A 13,413-nucleotide genomic window follows, 5' to 3' on the forward strand; every position below is an offset into this window, starting at 1 on the left:
GGTTAGGACTCTCGGTGAACAGTATAGCTGCTCTTCCGCCATTTCCGCATCCGAATAACCCTGTTCATACAAATTTTTATATTGTTCCTTGGTGAATCCTATCTGATCAAGAATACACACTGTCAGCACTCCTTTTACAGATTATAAGATATGAAAAACCAATTACTCGTTGGGCTTCCCACGAATCCGGTCCAATTTGATTTACTATATAGATTGTATTTGACGATGTATGTTCCGTTCCCGGTATTTCTCCGGGCAGACGTCACACTAAATTTTTTCATCGGCGTTGATCCTGTGAATGATCCGGAACTATATTGCCCTGTATGAATCAATCCCGAATCCGTCCATTTGTACAGGATCGCTTTGTAATAATATTTCTTACTGCCTTTCTTTTCGATTTTATAATCTATAGTGGTGGCTTTCGCTGTGTACGTCGTCGCGTCCGTGTATACGCGCATCGTGCCGCCTTTGTAATTTCCCCACGGCGACCATGCGGCGGAAGCAGACGGCGCAACGGCCGCAGCTCCCATAAGTAATGCTGCTGATAGAATGATTGATTTTAATAGTTTTTTCATAGTTATTAATCCTCCGTCCTTTCGGATACTCTATTTATTTTTTCAGAAGTGAAATGAAACGAAGTGCAAAAATCCACATGAAAAGGCTTGCGGCACTTCTCGCAGTCCATTTCGAACTTACCCGACATATCGTCTCCCACAATGTAATCCCAAAAATCCATTAAATACTTGCAATGCGGGCATTTGATTGCGTCAATCACTGAAACTGATTCATTTTTCGTCAATTTATTCCCCTCCTTTTCCTTTGAACCATCCACGGACTACAACATTCATTCCGCGCTCTCCATGTTGAATGCTTCAATCGGGGGCATCTCGCCGAGCATGTTATAAGACATCCTTTTTCCATCCGCCACGGCTTTATCAAAGTCATGTTTTTCAATAATTCTAGTCAATGATGTTTCTCCCACGTGCTTTAGATAAGTCAAAACGTTCTCTTTTGTCTCAATCATCCGACGGATTTCCTGAGTTATTGGAATGTTCATAACTCTAATCCCTGACGTAACCTCTGATATAACAATTTCATCGGGATCAAAGACAGTAGCAGAAAAGCGATGTTTCCCTACATGGATCTCATGGCCGACTGCGGATACCCATCTGCCTTGTTTTGCATTACGCTCATTTGCTGCAAAAGCTAAATAGAATTTTTTAGTCTGTTTGTCTACTGTGATTCTCATTCTTCCGCGCCCTCCTTCTCATATATCCTGTAATCTCCCTCGCCGTCCTCGTGTTCAACGTCCTTTGATTCACATTTCTTACAAATATAATTGCCATCATTGAAAATATTGTCTAACCCCGCATAATCGACATCATAAATTTTCCCGTTTCTCGCTCCGCCTGTTGTATCAATGATCTGTTTCGCTGTTACCGATACCTCCAAATAGAAAAAACGTTTGTTTCCGCAATCATTGCAATATGCCATCACTCCACGCCCTCCTTCACAATATATCCTTTCAAGATAGCCCTGTTCAGTTCATCAGCAGTCATTTCATTGAGTGGCTCATATAACCCTGACCAAGGTTCGATATCACCAATTTTCACAACAAAATGGGTTCCGACAAATTGAAGTCGCGCAAATTCTTTTTTATCTCCTTTAGTCAATGCGTTTACCCTTTCAGGATCGCTTTCAGCCATTTGCAGATAATGCTTTTTCCCTTCCTCAATCGCCCGGGCCTGTTCCCGTGTGACTTCAACCTTATCGCTTGTTTTGATTGTAATTTTTGTTTTTGTCATTTCGCGCCCTCCAATAACTCAGGATTTTGGTAAACGTCGCCGATGACTTTATTTGTCGCCGTCTCAGAAAACAACGGTCTGCACTCTTCTTTTTTCTCATTAACGATGCACCATGATCCGTCAATCATTTTCACTTCGCCTATGAACGGTTCCGGGCCATACAAACCGCCGGGCGCCGTTTCCTCCTGCTGAACGATGTCCCTTGCATAAATTCGCCTCAGTCTCGAGTGTGTTTGAAACTGATCTGTTCCATTCATGAGAACGGATTTTCCGTCTCCGCTGTGTGCGATCACGCCATAACCTTCTAACCATACAGACCATCCGAAAACTTTTCCTTCAATTGAACCCAATTCACCAATAGAAAGGCATATGCCTTCATCACCGTAATAACACATCTGCTCGCCGTCCCAAACTCTGTATGCTGTGTTCATAGGAGCGAACCGTCCATTTTAAGCACTTTGAAATCCGGGTCATTGAACACTTTCGAAATAAAGTCATAGCCCGCGCAAGTGCCGTCATGATCTTGTATCTGAGAAAACATAACAAGCGCATAGTCTCGTTCTACTTCTCGGATTTCATCCTCTTGAAAATTTTCGTAATCGTCCGTGTCGGCAACGCTCTCGATGTAAACTTTTTCGGCATCTGCCTTGTCTGTTGCTTTAATAAGCGCGTAATATGGATCATGGATTTCGTAGAATTTCATTGTTCTCTCCCCCTCCCACCTCTCGACATAAGCCAATCCATCAGGCTGCAAAATTAATCCGAAATACGGCATCCTCTCCGCCCCTGTCAGCTTCTCAACTTCCGGATCGTATTTCCCTAATTCATCATTATCAATAAATTTCAAAAAGGACGGATCGAATTTTTGTATTTCCCTTGCCAACAAAGCATCACCATATCCCCAAATCGTCGCGACGTTCTCACATGCTTTCATTAAATCAATGTGTTTTTGTTCTAATTTCATTGTTCTTCCCCCTTCTATTGTTTGAATATTCGCTCATTTTGGTGTGGCGAGTGAATAAATATCATTTGTTCCATCAATGATGTCAATTTCATGAATTCCGCCTTTATATGCCCCTGCTGCTATGATTCGGAATGCAAACAGCGTTAATAACTCCTGCCTTTCAGCTTTACACCCTGCGAATTCCGGGTTAGACTCGTTCCGGAAACCGATACGCTTGTTATCCTCAACAATCGCATCCCATACATCATCCCTAAACTGAATGACATCCACCTCTAAACCTCGATTACGAATGCTATTGATTACTTTGATTGCCGCCGATTGGATTTTTTGAATATCCATCAATACCCCTCTAGTGCCTGAGTTGCAATATGTTCAGCTATTTCAATAGAATCAACTTCAGGACTTCCGGCTATTATATCGAGAGATTTTCTATAGTGTTCTTTCTCCTTAGTAAGCCGCTGAATCTCTTCCCGCGCTTGCCGGAATTGAATAACTATGATCTCTTGTTGACGTTTGTTTTCCTCGATGATTTTCTGTTGTTTAGCAGACAATTCAGCGCGATCAATAAGAAAATCAATATGTTTTTTGGCCATCCAGTATTGATCTTCAGGTTTTGCACTTTGATAGCCTTTTAATTTTAAAATGCGGCCTTTAATTTCCTGTAATTTATCCATGCCCGTTCCTCCCCGGCAGGGAATGCCCCTGCTGTTTGATTTCTGAATCAAAACAAACTCATTTGATGGCATTCATTCTCCTGATGCTCTTCTCTGAATAGAGATTCAGTTACTTCGAAATGTTCTTTTTGATAAACCCCGCAATGGGCGTTTTGATTGTCAAATTTAGATACATAGTAATGACTGTCACCCAAGGGAAAGAGAAAATATTCTCTGCCCCTTTCCAATGGTGTTATGTGTGAGGTAAGACATTTCCCTTTCATAGCTGCTTCCCCCGTTTAACTCCCTGATCTCTCTAATGGTTTTACGCCTTGTTTCTTCGGCCATTTCCATGATCCGCGGTGTCTATCCATGGGTATAATCGGATGTTTGCTGATATACTGCAGACGTTCTTCCTCAGTCATTTTCCAAGTAACTACCTTTCCTGGATCTTTTGAATTATTTGTATTCATACCGCTTCTCTCCCTCTGTTTTATATAGAACGCCATGCCGCTTGCTGAAAGGTATTCCCGCCTTTGCCCCTTGCTTATTTATCCCTTCCTCGAAAACCGTAATTATTAGCAGCTCTTCACGGTCTAAATTAGTCTTAGACCATTGAATTACACGCCTTGTCATGGCTCTGTTCTCCCTTCGTCAGAATGGTAGATCTTCGTCTGATATATCAATCGGCTTTCCTTCATTTTTGAATGGATCATCGCTGCCATAATAATGATTATCTTTTCGACTCGGCCCGCTATCGCGGTCGTCCTGCTGCCCTCCGTTGCTTTTCGGCTCTAAAAATTTAACTGATTCTGCTTGTACTTCCGTTACATAAACCCGTTGCCCATGCTGATTTTCATAGTTTCGTGTCTGCAGCCGCCCGTCCACGCCCGCGAGCGCCCCTTTTTTTAAAAAATTCGCGACGTTCTCCGCCTGACGTTTCCACGATACGCAGTTTATAAAATCGGCTTCACGCTCTCCGCTTTGATTCGTAAATGTCCGATTAACCGCCAATGTAAAAGTCGCTACCGCCGCTCCGTTCGGTGTATATCTCAATTCCGGATCTTTCGTTAATCTGCCGACTAATACAACTCTATTCAGCATGTGACTTCTCCTGCTTTCGACGTTTTTTTACTTTTTTCGACATTTTTAAAACACAACTCAAGATAATCAAGAGGTACACCCCTACTTGTTTTGATCGGATCGCAATTCAGATATATATCCTGGTATGGGATTGACTTCCGGCCGCCTGATTTGGCTGCATCCCAATATTTCAAGAAAAACGGTAATCTGACAAAATAAAACTCCTTTAATTTTGAAAATTCAATCAATAGAAAGGAAATACCGCCTTGATCCATAAACTTTTTCAGGTACTCTACTTGATGATCATGAACGTTATCTAAATCGAATCTGCTTTCTACTTTTGTTGATTTAGCATCGAAAGCAATGCCGCGGCCCTGGGCTATGCCTACATAGTCAACGGTACTTTTCTTCTCGTATATGATCCGGCCGCGAATGTTTTTTGTCGGTGTTGCTATTTCGTCTACCAACGCCCACCCTTTATGCCCGTATATCGCGTTAGTATGGTTTACAAGAATTTGAAGGGCCTTACCCCTGTTTGCATGATTGATCATTTAGCAGCCTCCCAAATAGTTATGATTAGGTATGCCGCAAAACCGACTGTAAGGCCCTGTATTGCCCCTATTAATATAATAAAACCTATGTCCTTATATGTTGTTCGTCGCATCATACGTCCCCCATATTCCCCCCATAGCTATTCTGAGGCTATCATTTAAACCCGCAGGCCTTAAAAGCGTCTTCGATGTAACCGGAATTCCCATAATGAATAACGTGCGCGTTTCCTGAATGAGCTTTTTTTCATTGTGTGTCACAAATTCCATTTCTGTTACCCGCTTCATGATACCGCCATACTTTGACACTGCTTCTCTTTTAATCATTCTCATATCAGCTCCCACGGCAACCGCTCAACACGTTTCATGCGCCCAGGATTACCGATATATTTTTTTAAAAAGCTTCTTGCGCTTGTATAAGAAGGGAAATGGTATCCCTCATGCCATTTTTCTCCCTGGCTTTCTTTATAGCTGTAATAATAGTGATTTAGCAGCTTATATATACAAAACTCTGCTAATGGCGTTTTGCTGTACCATATCTCATTCATTCTGCCGCCTCCATATCTCTGACTATTTCCTTATCGGCCCGTTCTCGCGTGCCGTCGTTACCTACCGTCAATTTGTTCCCATTGCTGAATCTGCTTTTCCGTTGCTGACGCTTTGAAGAGGAAACCGCGTCCCCAAAAAGATAGAAGAAAATGCGGAATTTAACCACGTCCGACCACATTCCATTTTTTAAAAATCCCCTACTTATTAGAAACGCGTCCATATTACACCAGTCCTTTTCTATGCTGTTTCCTTTGTAGCGTTTTTTATCCAGTGTTTAAGCTGCTCGATAAGGTTATAAGCCAACCCTTCCGGTATTTTTTCCGGTTCTGTTGTAATCCCTATTGCCTTATAAACTTGATCTTTTGTTACATTGCGAATTTCAGCAAAACGTCCCGCTAGTTCTTCGAGCTCTTTTAATTGTTCCGGCGTAATCGGTTTAGGCGGTTTTGACTCTTCAACTTTTTGTTGAAACGCGTCCGGGTCGTCGTTGTCTGTTGGGATGTTGAATTGTTTCAGAAGGAAATACTTTTCAGCGTATGTTAAAGCCTTTCCGACGCCTTTTTCTCCTGCTCTGTCAACACCCTGTGCATAAAACGGCACAATCATTGTTTCTTCTGGTTTTTCTGCATTAATCCATTTGAATTCCATTGTCAATTCAGTAAAATATGTTGTTGTTTTTTTGTTGACGTTTCCGCTTTTGTCTTTGAATTCAACTGTTTCAGCTCGAACGTTTTTGTCGATAATTCTCGGCACAAGTAAAAGCCCTAATTCATCCATTTTCTCTCTGACAGCCGCTACTACTTGACTTGAGCTCGTATACTGGTATTGTTCAGCTTTATCTCCTTTTTTCAAATACGGGACGGTCTTTCTTACCTCGATAAGCTTCTGATAAATGTTCACTCGTTATCCCTCCAAAACCAATGAGAATTTATCGTCTCTTTCGATTACGGTAACGCCTGGCACGACTTGCCCGTTTGGATCTATCAACTTATCACCGACAAGCTGACATTTGTTTTTAATAGATGACCAATCAACACTTTCAGATACTTTTATAAACCCTTGTGCCTTTGCATATTCCTTCAATTCTTCTTCGTTGCGATTGTATTCCGGTTGCTGTTTTATAAGCTTGACTGTCCCATATGGCAGCTTCATAACCTTTTTGGGTTTATGCCCCTTTTTCATCTGTTCTTCTACGTCCTGCCTCATATAGCACTCAAGCCGATTTTCATAAAACGCCTGTTTCTTGGCGTATTTTTCTTTTTCTTGCTCCTGCCACAACTTTATTTTTTCGATCTTGTCAAGAAACGGCGCGATTTGCGTTTCTGCGATCTTGTCAATTTTTTGTTGTTCGTCTCTGAAGTAAGCGACTCGCCTTTGTGCCTCTGCCGCTGTTTCAAGGTCTGATACTTCAAACGCCTGTTGTTCTGTTTGCTCTTCGTGTTCCTCTGAGATAACTTCTTTTGCAAATGGATCATTTTCAAAAATCACAAAATTATTTTCCATATTTTCACCTTTTTCTATTGAATTCTAAGGGGAAGATGGATATAATCCCTAAGTATAGGGGTGTCATATCCACCTATCCTAAGTAAAGTTCTGCAATAACTTTACTTGTTTGTTATGCGAGATAGAGCCTTTGCAAAAAGGTTCTATTTTTTATTGGACGTATTCTGATACCTGTTTCAAAAACATTCTCATACATTCGGAATCATCATGGATTAGATCACCTTCATAATTGAAGTGCTCTTCACCAACTGTTATGACCTCTTGACACCCTTCGCAACTTCCTAATGCCTTTGTTTCCGGAATCCTTTCGTCAAATCGTGCCATTGAATGAAGTCTACTCATGCCCGAACGCTCCTTTCGCTATTTAACTGCAAGTATTTTTCGTATTGAGCCTTGTTTTCAAATTGGAACACAGGTGATCCCGCCTTTGTGAATCCCATGCTTCCTCCCGATTTTCCTAATCTCCATTGATCAAATGCATTTTCACTAAATTGGATTGTTTTATAAGATTTCATTTCCATACTCCCTTTCTGTTTTTTCTTTTCCATTGACTAAATGCCGTGTTTTCCAAAAGCCACAACCTTTGCTCCCCCGTGTAAGCGCGCCACTCAGAAACCTTAATTTTCATGATGCATTTACCACTTTTAAATCCATTCTTCGCTTAATTGCTTCACGCTGATTGTAAAGGTTGTCAACTTCGGCCCTTATAGCAAAGGCCTCAACAAATTCCCCGTTTCTTCTAAGAATTTCCTCAATCTGTAGCAATACAATTTGCTTATTCAAAAGTTCGTAATACGCATCTCTCAGATTCTTCATGGTTTCCCCTTTCTTCTTTTAAGAGACTAAAATTAAGATAAACACACTTTATTATCCCTAAAGGAGATTTCTTGGGTATAAAAAAATGTTGGTGTAAATCCCAACGCATCTGAAAGTTTCAAAACCGAATCAAAAGATGGATCGGCTTCTCCATTTTCAATCCGCCATAGAAATGAACGTGCAAGCCCTGTTTCCTCCGAAAGTCGATCATAGGTAAAACCTTGAGATTTTCTGCTTTCAGATAACCAAATTCTTTTTTTGCGATTTTTCATTGTTTTTGTTTCACCTCTTTTCTTTTGGTGTACCCTTATTATATTCCCTTAAAGGGAACATTTCAATACCTTTTTATAAAAAAGTTCCCCTAAAGGATATTTTTTTGAAAAATGGTGAAACTTCAGTCGTTTTCACACGTAAACCTTTATTGTTGACGTTTTCTTTCAGGGGAAAAAAAGAATATAATATACATTGGATGAACATTAGTTAGGAGGAAGGGATGTATTTATGTACGGTAAACGTTTGGCCCATTTGCGGAAAGCGCATAGATACACATTAGAGTATATAGGCAAACAGTTAGGAATAGCTAAATCAAGTTACGGGGGATATGAAACTGAAGCCAAAAAACCGCCGCTAGATAAACTGACAAAGCTCGCGGAATTATACGACGTATCTGTAGACTATATTTTAGGATTGACCGACGATCCTGATCCAAAAAAAGAGAGAAAAGACGTTTCAGAATTCTTACAAAAAGAGGATTTGCATTGGAATGGCCGCCCTTTATCTCCGGAAGAATTAGAACCAATTAGACATATACTCGAAATGGTTGTAAGAGATCGAGAGCCGCAAAGAATAAACAAAGATAAGAATGAAAATAATTCGAAGGCGAATAACGAACAGTAGGCCCCAAAAAAAGGGGCCTTTTTTTAATCATAATAACGGCGTAACATTTCTTCTTCTTTCTTACTGATACTTCCCGTAAATCGCAAGTAATTAACTAAAGTCTTAACATTCGACAGATCAATACCCGATGGTTGAATACCTCTTCTCTCCCTTGAATTGACCCACAAAGAAAGTAGATTTTTCGTTTCTTCAAGGATATGCGCGTTATTCTCCGGTTCTAAGTTTGCTAAATCGCCCATTGATCCGTCCCCCTTTTAATTTTCGAACGTTTGTTCTCTTATTATACCATAATTCCCCTGAAAATTCAGAGATCGTATAAATTATACACCTTTGTTCTACGACTTTCAGAGTGGTTTTGTTTCAAAAAAAAGAAAGCCCAGACATATTCCGAGACTTCCTTACTGTTTTTCTGCATCCTATAAGGGTACATGTTAAGAGACAATTTCCACAAAAAAAGGTTTCATTTTTCGAAAAAATCCCTTATAGCATACCTTTATCTTTTAACACTTGTTTGACTGCCGCATTTACAAATTTGCTTTTAAGCTTTTTCTTTCCTAACGGCTTCAATGCCTTTACTACTGCGGGTTCGAAGTAAATACCCAATTGAACATGATCATTATTATTATTGTTATTGATAATATCATCAATATCATCATTGTTATTATGATCATGATCGTTATTATGATTAATATTGTTATCGTCCTCAGAATCTTTGTACTGATCAAAAAAGGCGGCTGTAGGACTTTTTATTCTATCCTTTAAGTTTTTCTGCTTATTTGACACGTTTTTCAAGCTCCTTTACAAACGGGATATAATACTCTAAAGCGCTGCTCAGTTCTTTATTATCTAAGAACCCATTTATAGGCAGGCGTCTTGTTGCTGCTTTTCTTCGGATCATGCTGTCAAAACGCATGTTAGGGTATTCCTCGTCTATCAATTCTACCATCGCATCATTTTCTTTTGCTCGGCTGTCAATGATAGCAAAAAGGATTCCGGCTAACTGCAGCTTGTCATTTTGACGTTTCTGTGCTTCCGTAACGATGTCCAAAAATTTCTGAATGGCATAGTAACAAAACATAGATCCGTCAAACATAATAACCGCATAAGACCCCGCAGGCGAATAAGTGGATAGGCTTAAAACAGTTTGTTCACCGAGGTTCGGCGGCGTGTCTATGATGATATAATCATAATCATCCATGACTGGCCGCAGCGCTTTTGTTAATGCGTTAAGCCCTTTTTTCTCCTGATACATTATTCTCGGAAGCGTCGCAAGGTAGTCATTTGATGGAATTAAATGCAGATTTTCGCTGATTTTCAGTATGTAAGGTTTAGCATTCTCTTCCTTGATCGCTTCCAGGATTGTTTTTTCTTCAAACACATTACAAATATCATATTCTCCCGTAAGGAAAGAAGTAAGATTCCCCTGCCCGTCCATATCAATGCACAAAACCCTTTTATTTTCACTCAAAAGCCACGCTGTAATTCCACTAGTTGTTGATTTAGAACATCCACCTTTTGAGATGCCAAACGTGATTATCTTAGCCGTCATGGTATTCCCTCCCTCTTCATCTTTGATAACAATAATAATAACATGATTATGATTGTTATTGTGGTTATGATTGTTATCAATTAAAAAAAGCACCCTAAAGGGGTGCTCCTTAAAAATTATATCCTTCCGGCGCGCTGCCGTTTTTTATATCGTTCCAAGTGTTCAGCATTTCGTTTTTGCTCTCTTGGAGCCGTTTCAACTCTTCTTCGTTCATTTCCTGTTTATCTTCGTCGGAAGATCCAACCCATTCAGGCTTTTTCTCTTCTCTTGGTTGTTTAAATGTTTCTCTCTTTGCATCGTCCAGGGCTTTTTTAAAGTATGATTTAAAATTCTTGACGTTTTTCTTTTGTACACAGTCAAGAAATTTTGAGTTTAATAGATATTTATCGTCAATCAATCCATCAAGCTCTTCATAAGCTTTTAGGTGATTCGGTTTTATCTCGTCAGCGTACTTTAACAAAAACGTTTTCTGTTCTTCACTGATTGATAGATGTGTAATATATTCATGTGTATTCTCTTTATGTGTATTCTCTTTATGATTATATATATTACCTCGTGGTTTTGAGGTCTTCATTTTGGGGTCTTCATTTTGAGGTCTTGAAAATCCAGTCCTCAAAAAGTGATCATCTTCCCCTTTTTTGTCCTCATTTGTACCCTCAAAGGATGCTTTTTCCTCTTCTGTGAAAGGGGTTGTCCTTATTGCGTATTCATACTCCCATTTTCTGCCATTCCTATACTTCTTTTCCATGACGTAACCCGCCTCTATTAATTCCTTCCAGGCGTTCCGAACGCTCGTTTCTTTGTTCTTGTCAAAACGCTTATACAATTCAGTTTTGTATATTTGCCATGTGTCGGGATAAGAACAAACATTCACCAAGAGTCCCAACGCTTGCAAAGATATACTGCTGTCTTGCAAAGTTGTTCTAGGAATCATTTCAAACGGGTTTTCTTGCTTATAAACTTTGACAATTCCAGACATAAAAAAATCCTCCAAAACATATTTTGGCAGGAAAAAGGGGTTTAAAAAAGGCCCTATGTAAGGTATAATAAAACCAACAAAAAGCGAAAAATAATTTTTACACCCTACGGCCCGTGCTACCAACACGGGTTTTTTCCTGTTTATAAGTATGATACTATAAACAAACCTCACTGACAATATCATCGTTCACTTTCAGATAACTTAAATGACAAACTATGCCTAAAATACACACTGGTTCGGCCGATATTTGACGGAAAGTATCCTGCGAGGGTACTTGTAACCCCCGCAGGACAAAAACCTCTCAGGAGGCTTATAATAGCTTTTTCATAGATCAATGAAAATCCTCATATAATTTTTCGATGGCAGAACATATATCATGCTGCCATTCGTTGTCTTCTGTCATGGATGCTGCCAAGGATAGGTTTTTTAAGGTCGCCACCTTCCTACACTTGATCATGTTTGCATCCAGGCAGATTTTTAATTCGCTCATTTCTTCTTTTGTAAGTTTCCGCTGATTGCTTTGAATGTTCCAAAGCTCCGCCATTCTTTGATGTACTCCCCACATGAAAAGCAGGCCCCCTTTCTTGTTGTTTAATATATTGTATGCTTTAAGGGTACAAAAGATGATTTAAATTCTAAAAAATATCCTTAAAGGGTACATCGAGAGATGAGTTTATACGGTCAATAAACTCCGACAACAGGTTTGTGAATTTATAAAAATTCTCATTTTTGCTTTCGGACCTTCCGGCGATGGAAAAATTGTCAAACATTGCTTGGCGCTGTCCGGTGCTTATTTCCAACTGAATGCTTTTTCCAGTTCTATTCCTATTCGCTATGTTTTCCGGATCTGTTCCGGCTAGGATTGAGTTTTCAGATAGTAACTCAGCAGAAAAACCGAATTTGTTTAATAATACGACAAGCATTTCAGCCGTTTCCCTGTCCGTGCCGCCTACTAAAGTATGTTCATCGTTTGACGCATATCCATGTAAGGAAATAGTCAGGTCAGACTTACTCACCATGTTAAGCGCTCTGGGCTCATTGAAATTTGTGCTTGTTATATGGAGATCAAAGGCCCCAGGAATCTTTAAAGACTCAAATAAATAGGTCGAGTATGAATGACTCAATTCTAAAGCCAGTTCGCTTGTTCCTCCCTCTATCCCGCCGCCGTGAGGCGCTAAGATTAAAACAGGCGTAGAAATGCTATTTGAAAAAACACGATAGTTTGATGATGGTTCATTTGCTTCCAATTCCTCAAAACTATTGTATTTATCCATTGCAAAAGCCCAGGAGGATGACATAAACGTTAGCAGCAGCGATGACAGCAGAATTGATAAGCTGCGCCTGCTAATGGTATAATGACTTGACTTCGCTGTTATGCGGAGCACCAGGCAAAGAAGGGAAGGCCGACCAAAGCGCCCCTTCTTTGCCCCTTTAACCTTTTTTGGAGCTTTATCTATTCTGTTTTTGTATTGCAAGCTCAATTCACCTTCTTTTCCTCATTTTTTGAAAATCCTACTTGTCATTTTTCCGACGGCCCGGTTTCTTATCCTTTTGCCGTACGTCCCTTTTTTTATCGCGTTTACATCACCCAAAAACTTCGCCAACTGATACAAGAATGTTCTGAATTTAGTCACTCAGTTTTCCCCCTTTTGGATTTTAATATCTTAATCATAACGCTGTTGTCGCTTCTTCGCAGTCAAGAATTGGACTGCCTGCTATAAAAAATTCTAAGTACATTTCGCCAGTTTCTTCATCGTGTATTGGCTCAAGCTCTCCTGCAAGAATATCCCGATGATTGAATTCCATTGTGCCTTCGATAATATCAGCGATTTCATCCCACACGGGCCATTCTGCAGCGTAATCTAAGAATGTTGGAATAATCTCGATAAAACGATTAACACCGATGAAAATGACGCGTGTTCCTTTTTTTGTTACTACACCATGCCTATCTAAATTCATTTTTTCTTCCCCCTTGTTCTGTTATAAATTCATTATATTCCCTCTAAGGGAACAAATCAATACATTTTTGTTAAAATGTTCCCTTAAAGGGAACGACGTTGCAAAAAA

29 protein-coding genes are annotated in these 13,413 nt (G+C 39.9%); 1 reads left to right on the forward strand and 28 read right to left on the reverse strand.

Annotation, left to right across the window (positions count from 1 at the left end; all coding sequences use genetic code 11):
- Positions 1–134 precede the first annotated feature (134 nt).
- From RUW00_RS22185 to RUW00_RS22280, 20 genes are all read right to left on the reverse strand, one after another.
- Positions 135–575 carry a hypothetical protein gene (locus tag RUW00_RS22185; protein WP_048367581.1) on the reverse strand — a complete coding sequence of 147 codons (441 nt, stop codon included), beginning with the start codon at positions 573–575 and terminating at the stop codon, positions 135–137.
- A gap of 5 nt (positions 576–580) precedes the next feature.
- Positions 581–799 (reverse strand): hypothetical protein, encoded by a 219-nt coding sequence (locus tag RUW00_RS22190; RefSeq protein ID WP_048367579.1) that lies wholly within the window; start codon positions 797–799, stop codon positions 581–583.
- Positions 800–844: 45 nt separating this feature from the next.
- Entirely contained in the window at positions 845–1,249 is a 405-nt protein-coding gene (locus RUW00_RS22195; RefSeq protein WP_048367577.1) for a hypothetical protein, read from the reverse strand.
- Positions 1,246–1,497, reverse strand: coding sequence for a hypothetical protein (locus RUW00_RS22200; RefSeq protein WP_315956798.1), 252 nt, complete (start codon positions 1,495–1,497; stop codon positions 1,246–1,248). The genes RUW00_RS22195 and RUW00_RS22200 overlap by 4 nt, the downstream gene beginning before the upstream one ends.
- Positions 1,494–1,805, reverse strand: coding sequence for a hypothetical protein (locus tag RUW00_RS22205; protein ID WP_315956799.1), 312 nt, complete (start codon positions 1,803–1,805; stop codon positions 1,494–1,496). Before RUW00_RS22205 ends, RUW00_RS22200 begins: the two co-directional genes overlap by 4 nt.
- Complete coding sequence (locus RUW00_RS22210; protein ID WP_315956800.1) at positions 1,802–2,236, reverse strand: YopX family protein; 435 nt, start codon at positions 2,234–2,236, stop codon at positions 1,802–1,804. Before RUW00_RS22210 ends, RUW00_RS22205 begins: the two co-directional genes overlap by 4 nt.
- The gene (locus RUW00_RS22215; RefSeq protein ID WP_231592970.1) at positions 2,233–2,769 is read right to left on the reverse strand and encodes a hypothetical protein; all 537 of its coding nucleotides are present in this window, start codon (positions 2,767–2,769) and stop codon (positions 2,233–2,235) included. The genes RUW00_RS22210 and RUW00_RS22215 overlap by 4 nt, the downstream gene beginning before the upstream one ends.
- A gap of 33 nt (positions 2,770–2,802) precedes the next feature.
- The gene (locus RUW00_RS22220; protein WP_048367569.1) at positions 2,803–3,108 is read right to left on the reverse strand and encodes a hypothetical protein; all 306 of its coding nucleotides are present in this window, start codon (positions 3,106–3,108) and stop codon (positions 2,803–2,805) included.
- Positions 3,108–3,443 carry a hypothetical protein gene (locus tag RUW00_RS22225; RefSeq protein WP_048367567.1) on the reverse strand — a complete coding sequence of 112 codons (336 nt, stop codon included), beginning with the start codon at positions 3,441–3,443 and terminating at the stop codon, positions 3,108–3,110. The genes RUW00_RS22220 and RUW00_RS22225 overlap by 1 nt, the downstream gene beginning before the upstream one ends.
- 278 nt (positions 3,444–3,721) lie before the next feature.
- Entirely contained in the window at positions 3,722–3,895 is a 174-nt protein-coding gene (locus RUW00_RS22230) for a hypothetical protein (protein ID WP_155641729.1), read from the reverse strand.
- A complete protein-coding gene (locus RUW00_RS22235) occupies positions 3,882–4,058 on the reverse strand; it encodes a hypothetical protein (protein WP_175365358.1) in 177 nt (58 codons plus the stop codon). The genes RUW00_RS22230 and RUW00_RS22235 overlap by 14 nt, the downstream gene beginning before the upstream one ends.
- A gap of 18 nt (positions 4,059–4,076) precedes the next feature.
- Entirely contained in the window at positions 4,077–4,526 is a 450-nt protein-coding gene (gene ssb, locus RUW00_RS22240) for a single-stranded DNA-binding protein (protein WP_048367565.1), read from the reverse strand.
- A complete protein-coding gene (locus RUW00_RS22245) occupies positions 4,520–5,056 on the reverse strand; it encodes a Holliday junction resolvase RecU (protein WP_048367563.1) in 537 nt (178 codons plus the stop codon). The genes ssb and RUW00_RS22245 overlap by 7 nt, the downstream gene beginning before the upstream one ends.
- Positions 5,057–5,149: 93 nt before the next feature.
- The gene (locus tag RUW00_RS22250; RefSeq protein WP_053075458.1) at positions 5,150–5,380 is read right to left on the reverse strand and encodes a hypothetical protein; all 231 of its coding nucleotides are present in this window, start codon (positions 5,378–5,380) and stop codon (positions 5,150–5,152) included.
- A 2-nt stretch (positions 5,381–5,382) separates the two neighbouring features.
- Entirely contained in the window at positions 5,383–5,601 is a 219-nt protein-coding gene (locus tag RUW00_RS22255; protein ID WP_048367559.1) for a hypothetical protein, read from the reverse strand.
- 238 nt (positions 5,602–5,839) lie between these two features.
- Positions 5,840–6,502: an ERF family protein gene (locus RUW00_RS22260; protein ID WP_048367555.1), complete on the reverse strand. Its 663-nt coding sequence runs from the start codon at positions 6,500–6,502 to the stop codon at positions 5,840–5,842.
- 3 nt (positions 6,503–6,505) lie between these two features.
- Positions 6,506–7,105 (reverse strand): host-nuclease inhibitor Gam family protein, encoded by a 600-nt coding sequence (locus RUW00_RS22265; RefSeq protein ID WP_048367554.1) that lies wholly within the window; start codon positions 7,103–7,105, stop codon positions 6,506–6,508.
- Between the two features lie 338 nt (positions 7,106–7,443).
- Entirely contained in the window at positions 7,444–7,620 is a 177-nt protein-coding gene (locus tag RUW00_RS22270; RefSeq protein WP_095315929.1) for a hypothetical protein, read from the reverse strand.
- Positions 7,621–7,729: 109 nt separating this feature from the next.
- On the reverse strand, positions 7,730–7,921 hold the full coding sequence (locus RUW00_RS22275; RefSeq protein WP_048367550.1) for a hypothetical protein: 192 nt from the start codon (positions 7,919–7,921) through the stop codon (positions 7,730–7,732).
- A gap of 32 nt (positions 7,922–7,953) precedes the next feature.
- Positions 7,954–8,193, reverse strand: coding sequence for a helix-turn-helix domain-containing protein (locus RUW00_RS22280; RefSeq protein WP_053075457.1), 240 nt, complete (start codon positions 8,191–8,193; stop codon positions 7,954–7,956).
- A 229-nt stretch (positions 8,194–8,422) separates the two neighbouring features.
- Between RUW00_RS22280 and RUW00_RS22285 the strand changes: the two genes are divergently transcribed.
- Positions 8,423–8,818, forward strand: a complete 396-nt coding sequence (locus RUW00_RS22285; RefSeq protein ID WP_069013412.1) for a helix-turn-helix domain-containing protein — start codon at positions 8,423–8,425, stop codon at positions 8,816–8,818.
- Positions 8,819–8,841: 23 nt separating this feature from the next.
- Here the strand turns inward: RUW00_RS22285 and RUW00_RS22290 are convergent, their stop codons facing one another.
- From RUW00_RS22290 to RUW00_RS22325, 8 genes are all read right to left on the reverse strand, one after another.
- Positions 8,842–9,057, reverse strand: coding sequence for a hypothetical protein (locus tag RUW00_RS22290; RefSeq protein ID WP_048367548.1), 216 nt, complete (start codon positions 9,055–9,057; stop codon positions 8,842–8,844).
- Positions 9,058–9,298: 241 nt separating this feature from the next.
- Entirely contained in the window at positions 9,299–9,601 is a 303-nt protein-coding gene (locus RUW00_RS22295; protein WP_315956801.1) for a hypothetical protein, read from the reverse strand.
- Positions 9,591–10,460, reverse strand: coding sequence for a ParA family protein (locus RUW00_RS22300; protein ID WP_315956802.1), 870 nt, complete (start codon positions 10,458–10,460; stop codon positions 9,591–9,593). Before RUW00_RS22300 ends, RUW00_RS22295 begins: the two co-directional genes overlap by 11 nt.
- Before the next feature lie 16 nt (positions 10,461–10,476).
- Positions 10,477–11,346 (reverse strand): hypothetical protein, encoded by an 870-nt coding sequence (locus tag RUW00_RS22305; RefSeq protein ID WP_053075455.1) that lies wholly within the window; start codon positions 11,344–11,346, stop codon positions 10,477–10,479.
- 331 nt (positions 11,347–11,677) lie between these two features.
- Positions 11,678–11,911: a DUF7667 family protein gene (locus RUW00_RS22310; RefSeq protein WP_048367544.1), complete on the reverse strand. Its 234-nt coding sequence runs from the start codon at positions 11,909–11,911 to the stop codon at positions 11,678–11,680.
- Between the two features lie 70 nt (positions 11,912–11,981).
- Positions 11,982–12,821 (reverse strand): poly-gamma-glutamate hydrolase family protein, encoded by an 840-nt coding sequence (locus RUW00_RS22315; protein ID WP_082141625.1) that lies wholly within the window; start codon positions 12,819–12,821, stop codon positions 11,982–11,984.
- A gap of 21 nt (positions 12,822–12,842) precedes the next feature.
- The gene (locus RUW00_RS22320; RefSeq protein ID WP_048367543.1) at positions 12,843–12,980 is read right to left on the reverse strand and encodes a hypothetical protein; all 138 of its coding nucleotides are present in this window, start codon (positions 12,978–12,980) and stop codon (positions 12,843–12,845) included.
- Between the two features lie 34 nt (positions 12,981–13,014).
- On the reverse strand, positions 13,015–13,305 hold the full coding sequence (locus RUW00_RS22325; protein ID WP_315956803.1) for a hypothetical protein: 291 nt from the start codon (positions 13,303–13,305) through the stop codon (positions 13,015–13,017).
- Between the last annotated feature and the right edge of the window lie 108 nt (positions 13,306–13,413).

Source organism: Bacillus sp. IS1 (assembly GCF_032461585.1).
In the GTDB taxonomy this organism is placed as follows: Bacteria; Bacillota; Bacilli; order Bacillales; family Bacillaceae; genus Bacillus; species Bacillus velezensis.

Coding starts and splice junctions, on each gene's coding strand:
- RUW00_RS22255 (WP_048367559.1), bottom strand. CDS start 5,601: ATGAATGAGATATGGTACAGCAAAACGCCATTAGCAGAGTTTTGTATA.
- RUW00_RS22225 (WP_048367567.1), bottom strand. CDS start 3,443: ATGGATAAATTACAGGAAATTAAAGGCCGCATTTTAAAATTAAAAGGC.
- RUW00_RS22250 (WP_053075458.1), bottom strand. CDS start 5,380: ATGATTAAAAGAGAAGCAGTGTCAAAGTATGGCGGTATCATGAAGCGG.
- RUW00_RS22280 (WP_053075457.1), bottom strand. CDS start 8,193: ATGAAAAATCGCAAAAAAAGAATTTGGTTATCTGAAAGCAGAAAATCT.
- RUW00_RS22195 (WP_048367577.1), bottom strand. CDS start 1,249: ATGAGAATCACAGTAGACAAACAGACTAAAAAATTCTATTTAGCTTTT.
- RUW00_RS22185 (WP_048367581.1), bottom strand. CDS start 575: ATGAAAAAACTATTAAAATCAATCATTCTATCAGCAGCATTACTTATG.
- RUW00_RS22270 (WP_095315929.1), bottom strand. CDS start 7,620: ATGAAATCTTATAAAACAATCCAATTTAGTGAAAATGCATTTGATCAA.
- RUW00_RS22305 (WP_053075455.1), bottom strand. CDS start 11,346: ATGTCTGGAATTGTCAAAGTTTATAAGCAAGAAAACCCGTTTGAAATG.
- RUW00_RS22325 (WP_315956803.1), bottom strand. CDS start 13,305: ATGAATTTAGATAGGCATGGTGTAGTAACAAAAAAAGGAACACGCGTC.
- ssb (WP_048367565.1), bottom strand. CDS start 4,526: ATGCTGAATAGAGTTGTATTAGTCGGCAGATTAACGAAAGATCCGGAA.
- RUW00_RS22310 (WP_048367544.1), bottom strand. CDS start 11,911: ATGTGGGGAGTACATCAAAGAATGGCGGAGCTTTGGAACATTCAAAGC.
- RUW00_RS22265 (WP_048367554.1), bottom strand. CDS start 7,105: ATGGAAAATAATTTTGTGATTTTTGAAAATGATCCATTTGCAAAAGAA.
- RUW00_RS22290 (WP_048367548.1), bottom strand. CDS start 9,057: ATGGGCGATTTAGCAAACTTAGAACCGGAGAATAACGCGCATATCCTT.
- RUW00_RS22285 (WP_069013412.1), top strand. CDS start 8,423: ATGTACGGTAAACGTTTGGCCCATTTGCGGAAAGCGCATAGATACACA.
- RUW00_RS22230 (WP_155641729.1), bottom strand. CDS start 3,895: ATGAATACAAATAATTCAAAAGATCCAGGAAAGGTAGTTACTTGGAAA.
- RUW00_RS22205 (WP_315956799.1), bottom strand. CDS start 1,805: ATGACAAAAACAAAAATTACAATCAAAACAAGCGATAAGGTTGAAGTC.
- RUW00_RS22235 (WP_175365358.1), bottom strand. CDS start 4,058: ATGACAAGGCGTGTAATTCAATGGTCTAAGACTAATTTAGACCGTGAA.
- RUW00_RS22210 (WP_315956800.1), bottom strand. CDS start 2,236: ATGAACACAGCATACAGAGTTTGGGACGGCGAGCAGATGTGTTATTAC.
- RUW00_RS22220 (WP_048367569.1), bottom strand. CDS start 3,108: ATGGATATTCAAAAAATCCAATCGGCGGCAATCAAAGTAATCAATAGC.
- RUW00_RS22245 (WP_048367563.1), bottom strand. CDS start 5,056: ATGATCAATCATGCAAACAGGGGTAAGGCCCTTCAAATTCTTGTAAAC.
- RUW00_RS22275 (WP_048367550.1), bottom strand. CDS start 7,921: ATGAAGAATCTGAGAGATGCGTATTACGAACTTTTGAATAAGCAAATT.
- RUW00_RS22215 (WP_231592970.1), bottom strand. CDS start 2,769: ATGAAATTAGAACAAAAACACATTGATTTAATGAAAGCATGTGAGAAC.